General features: G+C 69.8%; 8 protein-coding genes. 5 read left to right on the top strand and 3 right to left on the bottom strand.

Going from position 1 to position 12,831, the window contains the following annotated elements:
* Window positions 1–112 precede the first annotated feature (112 nt).
* The 3 genes from C892_RS0111705 (at window position 113) to C892_RS0111695 (ending at window position 2,055) form a co-directional block, all read left to right on the top strand.
* A complete protein-coding gene (locus tag C892_RS0111705; protein ID WP_239647355.1) occupies window positions 113–1,000 on the top strand; it encodes a hypothetical protein in 888 nt (295 codons plus the stop codon).
* A gap of 142 nt (window positions 1,001–1,142) precedes the next feature.
* Complete coding sequence (locus C892_RS0111700; RefSeq protein WP_239647354.1) at window positions 1,143–1,535, top strand: hypothetical protein; 393 nt, start codon at window positions 1,143–1,145, stop codon at window positions 1,533–1,535.
* Between the two features lie 118 nt (window positions 1,536–1,653).
* On the top strand, window positions 1,654–2,055 hold the full coding sequence (locus tag C892_RS0111695; RefSeq protein WP_017557344.1) for a hypothetical protein: 402 nt from the start codon (window positions 1,654–1,656) through the stop codon (window positions 2,053–2,055).
* A 7-nt stretch (window positions 2,056–2,062) separates the two neighbouring features.
* Here C892_RS0111695 and C892_RS0111690 read toward each other — a convergent pair whose 3' ends face one another.
* Together C892_RS0111690 and C892_RS0111685 are read right to left on the bottom strand one after the other, a co-directional pair.
* Complete coding sequence (locus tag C892_RS0111690) at window positions 2,063–3,004, bottom strand: DUF4231 domain-containing protein (protein ID WP_017557343.1); 942 nt, start codon at window positions 3,002–3,004, stop codon at window positions 2,063–2,065.
* Window positions 3,005–3,060: 56 nt separating this feature from the next.
* Window positions 3,061–9,519 carry a HEAT repeat domain-containing protein gene (locus C892_RS0111685; protein WP_017557342.1) on the bottom strand — a complete coding sequence of 2,153 codons (6,459 nt, stop codon included), beginning with the start codon at window positions 9,517–9,519 and terminating at the stop codon, window positions 3,061–3,063.
* Window positions 9,520–9,895: 376 nt separating this feature from the next.
* Here C892_RS0111685 and C892_RS0111680 point away from each other — a divergent pair, with 376 nt between their 5' ends.
* Window positions 9,896–10,420 carry a DoxX family protein gene (locus tag C892_RS0111680; RefSeq protein ID WP_017557341.1) on the top strand — a complete coding sequence of 175 codons (525 nt, stop codon included), beginning with the start codon at window positions 9,896–9,898 and terminating at the stop codon, window positions 10,418–10,420.
* Between the two features lie 27 nt (window positions 10,421–10,447).
* On the opposite strand, the gene C892_RS0111675 is transcribed toward C892_RS0111680, so the two are convergent.
* Window positions 10,448–11,302 carry an urea carboxylase-associated family protein gene (locus C892_RS0111675; RefSeq protein ID WP_017557340.1) on the bottom strand — a complete coding sequence of 285 codons (855 nt, stop codon included), beginning with the start codon at window positions 11,300–11,302 and terminating at the stop codon, window positions 10,448–10,450.
* Between the two features lie 210 nt (window positions 11,303–11,512).
* On the opposite strand from C892_RS0111675, the gene C892_RS0111670 reads away from it, so the two are divergent.
* Window positions 11,513–12,817: a PA0049 family protein gene (locus tag C892_RS0111670; protein ID WP_017557339.1), complete on the top strand. Its 1,305-nt coding sequence runs from the start codon at window positions 11,513–11,515 to the stop codon at window positions 12,815–12,817.
* Window positions 12,818–12,831 lie beyond the last annotated feature (14 nt).

Genomic DNA, 12,831 nt, shown 5'->3' with positions numbered 1-12,831 from the left:
GTCCGGAAAGCGGCGAGTGTCCGGGGCTCCCGAGTGACCTGACGGACCCTGGCCGGTATGGGACACGGCCGCATTCCCCCCGCTCGGATCGCTCGGTTAGGCTCCAGGAACTATGAGAACTCCCGTCCCCCGGACCGCCGTGCTCCTCGCGACGGCACTACTCGCCACCGCCTGCCAGAGCGGCGGCGAAGAGGAACCCTCCGAGCCCGCCCCCTCTCCCGTCGCGCCGGCGGCGATGGACGACGTCGAACTCCCGGACGCCCCCGAGGACCTCGCGGCGCTCGTCGAGGAGCGGATGCAGGAGGCCCTCTCCGTCGAGGTGACCATGTCGGTCGAACCCGAGGAGGGCGAGGAGGAGGGCGCCTCCATCGAGGACGTCACCATGTCCATGCTCTTGACCGATCCTCCGTCGGCGCAGATGACGACCGTGGACAAGAGCGGCGAGGAACCGGAGACCGCCCACACCGTGGTGTCCGAGGGCGTGACGTACATGATGCTGGAGGGGGAGCCGCTCGTCGGGGAGAAGGACTGGATGCGGCTCACCACCGAGGAGATCGACACCGCCGAGGAGGAGCTGGGCCCGTTCGCGGAGATCTTCCGGGTCATGCACAAGGAGGTCAACGACTCTCTGGAGCAGGCAGCCGGGAACTCCAGCATGGACGTGGTGGCCTTGGGCGAACTGGACGGGGACCCGGCCGCAGAGGACGGGGAGGACGGTCCGGTCACCAGGTACACCGGGACCACGAAGACGAGCGACCTGGCGGACAAGGGCAACGACGACTTCAAGAACGCCGTCGACGCCGGCCTTGAAGAAGTGGAGTGGGAACTCGCTGTGACCCCGAAGGGCCTGCCGGAGGAGTTCACCGTCCAGATGGCCACGCCCGACGGCGAGGAAGCGATCAGCACCGTCCACTACAGCGCGTGGGGAAGCGATCTGGAGATCGCTCCTCCGCCCGAGGACAACACGGGGAGCATCCAGGACAGCCTCGACAGCGCTTGACGGGTCGGGGGCGGTACGGGTCGTTCTCGTCGGTTTTCGAGGGGACCGGTGGCGTCGGCACCGAAACCGGCCGGGGAGAACGCCGAGGCGGGGACCGAGGCGTCTGAAGACCGGACCGTCCGGATCCGGTGAGGTGGTCCGCGTGAGGCTCCGACCGACCACGCTGATATCGCTCCTAGGCCTGCCATTCGTCCTGCTATCGCCCGCCGCCGCAGGGTGCGGGGAGCGGACGACCCCGCAGGAGGCACCGTCGGAATCGGCCGATGATCTGCCCGAGGTCCCCGAGGGGGCCGCCCGCGTCTTCCAGGGGACCCGTGGGGATTTGGGCGACTATGCCGTCACCTCACTCGGCACCGTCGACGGCCGGTCCCGCATCGAGGTCTGGACGGTCAAGGCCGAAGAGGAAGGCGAATACGACGGTGAGGTCTTCAAAGCGACCGAGGGCGAGGAGTTCGAATTCGACGGGGCGGTCTTCACTCTTCTGAAGGTCGACGACGACCATGAACCGCCTTATGTGACCGTCGTTCTCGAGTGACGCCTCCTCTGGGGTCCGGAGAGCAGGGCCGCCGGCTCCGCACGGTATCCACTCGGCCCTCGCTGCCGCCCGGCGTCCATGCTCTACCCGCCCGCTAGACGTTCCGTTAGGGGAGCAAATGACCGAGAAGCACCTCGTCGTGGAGGCGGAGAAAGAGTTCCTGGTCCTGGCCGTCACCGATTGGACCAGGCTCGACGAGGCCCAGTCACTGGCCCGGCACTACACGGGCTCCGGTGACTGGCAGGTATGGCGGGACTTCTGTCTGGTGCTCCTCGGAAACCTCATGCGCGCCGATCTGGTCGTCGCGGGGGACTTCACAGACGACCGGGGGTTCCGGCCGTGGAACCTCCCGGCCGAGGACGCCCTACGGCGGATCAGAGAGCGCTGGGACGCGATCGGCACCGAGCTGGAGATGGGGGACGTCTGCTGGTTCGCCGTCACCCCAATGGGTCGGGAGATCGGCGAGGTGTACGAGGCCGAGGAGAACGCCGAGCATGAACGCCTCAACCGCGAAGGGTGACCGCCGTTCAGGTCGGCGACGAGGACCGGGAGGCGCGCCACACGGCGTGCTCGCGGATGATCACGTCTTCGACATCCGCCACGCCTTCCGCCCAGCGGGTCTCGTCCGCAGGGTCAACCCCCTCCAAACGGTCCCGAACGATGCTCAGTTCGTTCGACGACACGGAGTAGGAACGAGCCAGGGTGTCGTACTGCCTGGCCGTCATCCAAGCGGCGCCGGCACCGACCAGAGCGGCCATGATGCCGGAGAAGTCGAGGTCGATGGAGTCGAGCGCGTACGCGAGCGCACCGAGGAATCCGGCGCCCTCGAAGAGGAGCAGGGCCACCCGCCAGGCGAAGGCCCTGCGCCGGTTGAAACGGGCCTTGCCCGCATACCACCTTTGCTGGTCGATCACTCTGCCCTGCAGGTAGATCTCACGGCGGTCCAGCGCGGGGAGGCTGCGAAACTCACGCACGCGCTCACCGATGACCGGAGACTCGGTAGGTGCGATTCCGCTCCGTGGGGCGTCCCGCAGGAGCCGGTCGACCCGGTCACGGAACCGTTCCCCCGTTTCCTCCTCGGCCGTCTCCATGCCCGTCCGACCACTCGCCTCGCCTTTCGCTTCCCCGCTCTGCGAGCCGATGCCGAACGGTGCCGCCCCGACGGCATACCTCCAGGTCAAGGTCTTCACCGCTTCCGCGAGCGCACGCCCTTCGTACCAGGCACGGTCCGGGCGGTCCGTCAGGATGTAGGTCTCGACGAGCAGCGCCCCGAAGAACGCGAACGCGGTGACCACGGCGACCGCGTCGCTCAGGGAGGCGAGCATGCCGCTGACTGCGGCCGACACCACCAGCCCCAGGCGGAGGCCGGTGGCCAGCCCGTATCTTCGCCGACCTTGTGACGAGGCGGCCTCCGCCGCTTGGTACAGGCCGGGGAGGTCGTCGTCGCGGAGAGGGCCGACCGTGGGCATGCCTGTGCCTTTCGATCAGTAGAGGGCGGTCGGGGGCAGGGCACTACGGTGCCGGGTCAGGGGTCGGCCACTGAGGAGGAGACCCACTGCCACCACTTGACGAATTCCGGTGGCACGCCCTCACGGGCGGCTATCCGCTCCATAGACGTACGGATCTCCGGCTCTTTCCGCCATCGACGGTGCGCGGCGCTTACCGCGATCTCTACGACCAGCAGCGAAGGATCGTCGAGGGCCTCCGCTACCGCCCGACGTATCCGGGGCGCGCTGGGCCAGCGGGTGACCGCGTACTCCAGTGCGGCTCTGCGCACGCGTGGGACTTCGTCCGCGCACGCCTCGATGACCGCGTCGGGCGGCTCATGCTGGTCCGGTTGGAGGAGCAAGTGGTCGACCGCCCATTCACGGACGAGCGGAGAAGGGTCTGTACGGGCTCGGTGGGCGACGGAGCCGGCGGGCAGCAGATGCGGCTGGAAGCTCGCGAGCGCGCCCAATGCGATCCGCCGGGTGATGGCGTCCCCATCGGCAGCGGCGTTAAGGAAGTAGGCACCTGCCTCAGGATGATCACCCCATTGGGTGGCCAGTGCCACGACCGCGCGCAGCCTGGAGTCGTCCTCATCTCCACCAACGGCTTCGGCGAGCAAGGGGGCGAGGTCCCTCTTCTCCAAGCCCAGCGAGCGGATCCAGCAGCGAAGGTCGATTCTGCCGTTCGAACTCTCAGGGGCGAACAGGCTCCGGCGGCGGCCCTCCTCTCCGATCAGGCCTCGCAGTTCGAGCGCTTCAACAGTGTCGTCGCGAACCGTCTCGTCGGGGTCGTCCAACGTCGTCCGGAGATGGCTCAGCGCAGCCTGCTCGTCACCGCATCCGACGGCCAGTGCCTGGACCGCCTCACTTCGAACGGCCTGGCGAGGGTCGGATACGGCTCGGCCCAGCACATCGATGGTGCGCGCATCAGTGGGAGCGTACCTGGCGAGTTCGCGGACGGCAGCGACCCGAACGGCCGGATCCGCGTCGAGTGAGGCGGACCTGAGCACATCGAAGGTGTCTGCCTCCCCCGAGTGCATCCGGGCCGTCTGCCGCACGGCTGCGCAACGCACGCCGGGATCCGAATCACTGAGCAGTTCCCTCAGCACTGCCCCGGCCTCCGGCTCGTCCTGCCGCAGAAACCACCGCGCAACCGCGTCCTGGCGCTCCAAGGGATCAGCGGAGTCCGCCCCGTGCACGGGCGACACGGAGTCCTCCTCCGGTGCCGGGTCCCGCAACGCCAGGTGGAAGCGGGCTTCGGCACGTACCTCCGCCTCCGGATCGCCCCGTGCCTGCCTCCGAAGAGCAGACACGTCGCCGATCCCTGAGCCCACGGCCGACGCTTCGACGGCACGCCGACGCGTGGCAGGGTCAGGGTGGGCGGTCGCGTCCTCGATGAGGCGCCGGGTGTCGGGGTGGGTCGGCCATGAGACCCGAAGCGAGTCCAGTATCTGCTGGTGGGCGCGTTCCTGGGGAGGCGCTTCGGCCAACTCGCACAGCGCCCGTCGGATCTCCTCCAACCGGTCGGGCTGATGACCCGCGATGGCGGCGATGTCCTGCTGCTCGCCGTAGCCATAGCGCCGGATATGCCACAGGGCCGCCTCCACCGCCTCCGGGCTCTCCGGCCAGCGGGCGACGATCGCCGGCGCCACGATCGATCCGGGCAGCGAGTCCGTCGCGAGCACGGCCTGCAATCGGCTTCGCGTCCCTGGTTCCTCACCCCACGTAGTGGTCAGAAAGTGAAGGGCCGTCCTTCGGACCTCTATGTGACGGTGGTGCAGAAGCCGTTCGGCCGCAGCACGGGCTTCGGGTTCCTCCGGCCAGTGGCGGGCAAGAGCCCATAGTGCCTGGAGACAGAGAGCCGGATCAGACGTCCGGGTCGTGGCGATCGCCTCGCTGATGGTGACGGGCGGCAGAGCCGACTCGCCGGACAGCACACCGGCCGGTTCCTTTCCCGACGGATATGTGTACGGGACGTCGGCATCGGGCCATGGGCGGACCTCTACGTACGCAGGCAGACCGAGCAGCCTCGGCATCGCCTGCACGGCCTCTCTCCGGACCGAGTCCACGGGGTCGCGCGCCGCCTTGCGCACAGCAGGAGCGGTTTCCGGAATCTCCGGCCAGACCGTGCACAACAGGCCCGTGGCAGAGCGCCGGACCCCTTGGTCGGGATGGCTCAAGGAGCCAACCACCCATGGAAAGGTTTCGGGATGCTCCCGCCACCGTGCACCGACGGCCTGCACCACACTGAACCGGTCCACTGGCCCCGGGGACCGGAGAGCCGCCAGCACCACCCGTCTGACCTCCTCTTCCGGTAGACCACCGGACAGGGCGGCGAAGAACGCCTCACGCCAGACATCGTCATCCGGGTCGGCCAAGGCACGGCGGACGGCCTGGGCGCACTCGTCACGACCGGCCCCGCGGACCAGGAGCACCCAGAGCGCATTCAAACGCACCCGGGCATCCGCATCCCGGCTCGCTTCATCAGCGAGCGGGACGAGCACGTGGTCGGGGAAAGCTCGACGCTGGACGGCCATGATTCCCAATGCGGCCACTCGGGTGTCGGAGGAGGACGACATCAGAGCACGGGTCAGGACGTCGCGGACCTCACGAGGGCTCCTGTCGCCCGCGACCTGTAGTCCGCCCGTTCCGGCTCCACGTGCCCACGCACGGAGGAGTTGGGCACGGAGCCACGGCTCGGACTCGGCGGGCGATTCGTCGAGCGCCTCTCCCCCTCTGCCGGTCAGAGCCGCAACTACCGTCCTTTCGCGAACGTCCCACGCCTGGTCGTAGGCAAGCGCAGCAGATGCCGTCTCCCTGGTCTCCTGACGTGCCGCATGCAGCTGGAGGGCGACCGACCTGGTCCTGGCGTCCGGATCATGCAGAGCGCGATGACCTGCCTCCTCACTCCCCGGTACCGACGGCCAGCGCACTGCATAGGCCTCTGCTGCCAGCTTCCGGATCTGGCCGAACCGGTCGTGCGAGGCAGCGATGAGGATCTCAGGTATCGCTTCATGACCACTGAATCGAGTGACCATGGCCTCGATCGCCGACCTGCGAACCGGAATATCCGCATCACGGGTCGCGCATGCGACCACGTCCGCGGTCGGCAGGTCATTGGGCCAGCGCTCTGCGAGCACGTTCAGCGCCTTGCCCCGAACCGAGAAGTCCGGGTCCCGTGCAGCGGTGAGCGCCACGTCCCGGACGTCGTCGGAGACCGGTGCCCGCGCCATGAGCGCGTCCAGCGCGGCGGCGCGCCTCGATGCTTGCGGCGACCGGCACTCTTCGCGCAAGAGCGCGAGGACCGCTTGGGGGCCGCCGGTCGCCTCGGCCCCGCTCACCAGAGCGGCAAGGCGCACGGTGCCCTGCGGATCCCGGGCGGCCGCCTCAAGGGCGCCCGGTGTCTCGTCGGTGCCCGGCCAGTACTTTACGAGCGCCTCCACAGCAGCAGTGCGCACAGTGGCATGGGGGTCGCGCAAGGCGTCTTTCACCACGAGACGAGTATCCTCATCCTCAGTCCAGCGCGTGGCGAGGGCCTCTAGGGCGGTGGCGCGGACGTCGAAGTCGGGATCTCGCAGGCAGAACCGCACCGCCTGATAGGTGTCCTCGGCCTCGGGCCAGTGGGTGGTGAGTGTCCTGAGCGTCCGCTGGCGGACCGTCCACGAGTGATCGCGCAGGAGAGCGAACGCCGCCGTGCGAAGGTCACCGCAGTCGCTGAAATGGGCCAACGCCAGGTCGAGGACATCACTGCGGTCCGGTGTCTTCAGACCGGCGAGCGATTCGAGCAGCGCCGGCAGGGTGTCCGGGTGGTGTGTCCACCTCGTCGCCAGGGCACGCAGAGCGGCCTCCTGGACCTTGACCCACACGTCGGTCCGCATCGTGTACAACGCCTCGCGCACCGCGCCGTCGTCACCGTCGGCGAAGTGCTCAGCCGACACAGTGACCGCCGTGCTCCGGACGTCTGGATCGGGATCCTGCAGCAGGCTCAGCGTCAGAGCCTTCACCCCATCTGCCTCTGGCCACGTCTCCGCCACGGCCTGCAGGCACGCGGCCCGCTGTTCGGGGATGTGATTGTCGACCGCGATCCCGACCAAGGCTTCGCGCACGTCTGGACGGTCGGGATGGACGGCGGCGGCGATCCGCGCCGCCAGGTCCGCGCCGGGACTCGTCAGCACGTACTGGCCTTCGGCGCGGTACCACTGCCAGAACCTCTCCCTCCCCGGCCATGCGTTCCCCAAGGATCTGGCTGCAGGGAGAACCTTGTCGGAGATGGGCTCGCCGTGAGGCAGCCCTGCCGAGGTGTGCGGTGTCTCCAACAGCCGAATGAGGCCCTCCTGCGCCTGGACCGCCGCCTCCTTGCACAGTCCCAAGGTCTGTGCCTCCGCCAGGCACTGGACGGCGAGGGCGACCGCGCCGGCGGCCGGCCGCTCCAGGACGGGAGTGCGGTGCGGCGGGCAGTCGGTGAGCAGGTGCCGGATCAGGCGGTCGGCGACGGAGGAGTGGACCATTCCCGCGACGAGCCGGAGCACCTCCGCCCATGAAGCGTCCTCCCAGCGCGTGGCGAAGAGCTCCCGGAGTTCCTCCTCGCTCAACACCTGCGCCTTCTCGAAGCGGGACACGATCGCCGCCGCACAGAAGTACTCCAGAAGGGCGCGGTGCACGAACCCGTAGATGCGCGGCCCGTACCGGGCCAGGACGAAATTGCGGACGCGGAGCTGCCCGATCATCGCCTCGGCCATGGGCGCGGCCTCATGGCGGGGGTACTCGTACCGCTCCTGGAGGAAACCGAGGATCTCCTCCTCCAGATCGTCGCCCCAGATGTAATTGCCGGCGGCACCGCTGCTCCCCTGCTGCATCCGGTAGGCGAGCCGCCGCAACAACTCCTTCTTGTCCTTCACTCGGACGGGGGCGGCGCTGATCCGGGCGTCGCTCAGGTGCTTGTTGACGTCCCAGTGGTGCACCAGGACTCCCGCCGCATGGTCATAGACCTCTGATCGCTCCCGGGGGAGCTCCTGGTGCTTGCCGATGATGGCCAGGATGGTCAATAGGAGGGGGTTCCCGGCGAGGTCGCGGATGGCCGGGGTCTCCTTGATGGCCTTGGTCAGTCGCTCCCGCCGCTGTGAGGCGGTACGGGGCCGGTCGCTGAGCGCGAGCCCGTACCAGGCGTCCAGGAACCGCTCGACACGCTCGTGGTCGAAATCGTCGATGGTGTAGTGCCGGAACCCGGCATCGTCGAGGATTCGGGGCTGGTAGCCGATGATTCGGGAGGTCACCACGGTGTGCACCCGCGGGTTCACGTCGGCGAAGTGGGCGATCTGGCGGGCCACCGCTTCGCGGTCTCGGGGGTCGAACAGCTCGTCCAAGCCGTCGAAGACCACGAGCACGCGCCCCTCCTCCAGATGGGCCCGGAGCGCGGGACCGGGCACCCCGAGCCCGTCGGACTCGGCGCGGTACTCCAAGTAGGCGCCGAAGGTTCCGTACTTGGAGCGGTGCAGGGCGTAGTCGCGCAGCTCGATGAGGAGAGGCTGCATCCCATCCAGCCGTTCGAGGCCGTCGGCGGGGTCTCCTTCGGCGAGGGACAACGCGAGGTAACGGGCGAGCGTGGACTTGCCGGAGCCCGGGTCTCCGAGCAGGACACAGCGGCGCCCGGCAGGGCCGGCGAGCACGGTGAAGACGGGCTGGGCGATCCGGTCGCGGTGCGAGCGGCCGACCTCGGCCAGGCGCCGTGCCTCCAGGCCTTGGGGAAGGTCGGCCGGGGACAGCTCGGAACTCTCCTCCAGCTTCCGCCACAGCTCTTTGGGAAGCTCGGGCCGGGAGAGGGATTCGCGCACCTTGGGTTCGACGAAGACGTTCCGCAGCCGGATCTGGAGATAGTCCTCCAGTTCCGGCGGTGTGAGGGCCTCCAGATCGAGCCGCCCGTACTCCTGGATCAGGCGTCGGCGGTAGGCGTCCCATTCGGGAACCGCCAGCACGGCGGGATCGGCCTCTTCGGGGCGGTGGTCCCGGAACCAGTTCGACGCCGCGGCCGTGACCAGCGTCTCCAGGTGGGCGGCGTCCGAGAAGAAGCTGCACGTGTACTTCTCGCACAGCTCGTCACGGAGGCGCTTGATCCGCTCCTGATCCTCACCCCGATCGAAGTGCTTGGGCGGCCAAGGGGCGTCCTCGTCGTGCAGGAAGATCAGGCAGGGAATCCCCGACTCCTCGGCCTCGCGGTACTCCAGCTCGGTGAAGGAGCGTTCCTCCCCCTCCGGAGCGCTTCCGTAGCTCCAGGCGAAGATGCCGATGTAGACGTCGCAGGAGCGCACGTCCGCGCGGCACTTGTCTGCCGGAGGGCGCCCGTCGGCCGTGTACGTCTCCATCTCCACGGCCTGGAAGCTCAGCCGGTGCAACGCCCTACCGGCCGCCGCCCGGCACTCCTCCAGATCGGTGAAGCTCGAGGAGAGGTAGGCGCGCGGAGGCGCGTCGTGGTCAGGGGAATCGGGGGACCCCTGGGGCATCGCGTCTCCCTCTCAAGGCGGCGCCCGAGCCGATCGCTCACTTCGGCCGGGGAAGAGCGTCACAACGGCGTTCCGGGCGGTGCGCCGCCGATCACCCCGCACCGGAACACTGCCGAGAGGCCGCAGAGCGGGCTCTCTACGGGGACAGACTTCACTGAAGCGTGCCCTGGGATTGCCGATACGTCGGGGATTGACCGCATTCGGCCACCAACCCGGCCCGCGAATCGCCGGGGGCGCGACTAAGGAGCGGGGGAGGCCTCACGGCTGGCCGTCTTTCGGGCGGGTGTGATCGGGGTAAGGGTCGGTGGGGAAACCGCGCTTCGGGGGAAGGCGTGGGGAGCCGAGATCGGGGGGATCCACTGTGGGACGTGTCGACATGGGAGACGTCGCCGTCTGTGCGCTGCGTGTCGGGCTCGGGGCGACGCTGTTCGCGCACGGGGCGCAGAAGCTGTTCGGCTGGTTCGGTGGCGGCGGGCTGAAGGGGACCGCTGAAGGGTTCCACGCGATGGGCTACCGCCCCGGTGGCGCCACGGCGCTGGTGGCCGGGGCCTCGGAGGCCGTCGGCGGGGCCGCGCTCGTCCTCGGGGCCGGCACGCCCGCCGGCGGCGCGGCCGTCGCCGGGACGATGGGGGTCGCCGCCGAGATGCACGCGCCCAACGGTTTCTTCAACACCGAGGGCGGGTTCGAGTACCCGGGCCTCCTGGGGCTGGCCGCGGTGGCGCTCATCGCCGGCGGCCCGGGGCGCCTGTCCGTGGACCACGCCACCGGGCACGTCTTCGACCGCCCGTGGATGCGGGCCGCCGCGATCGCCTCGGTGGCGCCCGCGGTCGCCGTGGTCGTCGCTCGCAAACGCAAGGCCCTGGCGGCCGAGGACGGCAGCGCCGCGGAGGACGAAGGATGAGTCTGCGGGCGCGTCGGGGTGCCCTCGTCAGTCCGTCCCTGCGGTCTTCTCCGCCCACGTCTGTGCCCTGAGACCGTGGGCCCCGGCGTATTGCGCGGTGGGCGGAGGACTCCAGCCCTTCAGTGGCTCCGGATCCGGGCGGTAGACCTCCACCCGGATGGGGCGGCACACGTCCACGGGATCGCGCGCGTCCGGCCCCCATAGGGGCACGGACAGGTCTCCGCCCGGGCAGGTCGACAGGGCGCACAGGAGGTCGATCTCGGCGAAGAACTCGAAGTGGTCCCCCGGGCGGGCCGGGCTGGACTTCATGAAGTACCGGTCCTCGTCGTTGAGGCCCGTGCACTGGAAGACGTTCAGCACGTCGTGGACGTCGAACTCGGTGAGCCCGTAGGGCAGGACGGCCCGCACCAGGTTCGAGTGGCAGTGGTGGTCGAAGTCCTCACCCGTCAGCATCCGGTTCACGTACGGGTCGCACCTGGTTCCGAGGAGGTCGTGGACGCGGCCCCCCTCAGCGTCGGTGCCGTAGTCGGCCAGGGTGTCCGAGGTGACGGTGACCATGGGCCTCAGGAAAGGCAGCGTCGACCAGAGCCGGTCGTAGGTGCTCACATGCGCACGCTGGAGCTGGCGGGTGCGCGACGCCCACAGGCGCTCGCGGGGGTCGTGCCGGTTCCACAGGTTCAGGTCACCGACCTGCGGTCCCTCGACGGTGACGAGTCGGCACAGGTGGCCGCGCGGCACCTCCCAGGCCTGTCCGGAGCGAATCGGGACCTCGAAGGCGTCGACCCGCTCCCGCCCCGCGGAGGCGACCCGGTCGTAGAACGCACGGTCGACGTCCAGGGCGCCCCCTTCCGCGGCCCGGTAGGCGGCTTCCGGTCGGCCCATGGCGCTCCCCCTCCGCTCGGTGCGCGTCCGCGGGTCCGCCGCACCCCTGGTCGTAGCGGCCCCTGGGGGCGCATGATCCCATTCCCGACACCGGGCGCACCAGACTCCACCCGAGCCCGAAGATTCCCATCCCCGACATCTGGCCGCGCCACCGACCGAGGTGCTAGGTTCCCTCGAACCGAGGATTGTTGAACAAATCACTTGTATGGAGTGATCCCCGTGCGAACCCCCTCCCCGTGCCCGCGGCCGACGGCCCTGTGGGCCGCGGCGGCCACCCTGCTCGTCGCGCCGCTGATCGCGGCCCCCGCCGCTGCACAGGCCGCCCCCTCCGGCGGCCCGGCCGACTGCCTCTCCCCCACCGGCGCCACGGTCGAGGAGGAGCGGCTCTCCCAGGACGTCCCCCAGGAGATCCTGCGCCGCTCCGGTTTCGACGGCATGGCCGAGGACTTCACCCGCTCGCTGTGCCGGGCGCCGAACCTGAAGGCCGCCGAGGCGGCCGTGCGCCGGCACGGCGACCGCCTGTGGCGCGCCGCCGTCGCACGCGTCCAGGACTCCGGCCCGTCCACGGGCGACCTCAGCGCCGGGGACGACCGCCCCCTGTACTGGACCCGCCTGGGCATGACGGAGGCCCTCCACCGCTGGGAGCCGCGCTTCACGCTGTCCGGGACCGACCGGTCCCGGCTCGTGGAGGACCTGGAGCGCCGCTCCCGCGGGCAGGCCGACATGGACTTCCGCGGCGGCCCGAACCTCAAGCGCGTGGTGGTCACCGGGTTCGACCCGTTCCAGCTCGACGGCGACATCCGCCGCTCCAACCCCTCGGGCGCGGCCGCACTCGCCCTCGACGGCGCGGTCATCGAGACCGACGCCGGGCCTGCGCTCGTGCAGACCGCCGTGTTCCCGGTGCGCTGGCGCGACTTCGCCGACGGGATGGTCGAGTCGGCGCTCCTTCCCCACTACACCGGAGACCGCCCCGCCGACGCGGTCTTCACCGTCAGCCAGGGCCGTGAAGGGCGCTTCGACCTGGAGGCGCACAACGGGGCCTGGCGCGGCGGTGCGGACGACAACGAGCGCGTGGGGGACGAGGGGATGATCCCCGTCCCCGAGGACGTGCCGACCGTGACCCCGCAGCCGCAGTGGTCGGACTCCACGCTGGACCGGCCCGCGATCGTCGAGGCCACGACCGGCGAGCCGTTCCCGGTCGTGGACAACACCCAGGTCACCGAGATCCCGGCCGGCGGGACCGAGCCGGTCGTACGCCCTGACGGCCCGACCGAGGGGTCCCGGGCGCGCGCGGGCGGCGGCGGAAGCTACCTGTCCAACGAGATCGCCTACCGGAACACTCTGCTCCGGGACGCCACGGGCCTGGACATCCCGGCCGGGCACATCCACACACCGATCCTGCACTTCGGCGAGGGCAGCGAGGCGGTGACCGACCCGTCCTTCGAGGAGATGCGCGACTCCATCTCAGAGCAGGTCGAGGCGATCGTCGAGGCGTCGGTCCGCGACCGCTCCTAGGAACGGACCGCTTT

Origin of the sequence: Nocardiopsis baichengensis YIM 90130, assembly GCF_000341205.1 — a bacterium.
Lineage (GTDB): Bacteria > Actinomycetota > Actinomycetes > Streptosporangiales > Streptosporangiaceae > Nocardiopsis_A > Nocardiopsis_A halophila.
Note: the sequence above shows the minus strand (reverse complement) of the source record. Positions and strands in the feature narration are given on the sequence as shown.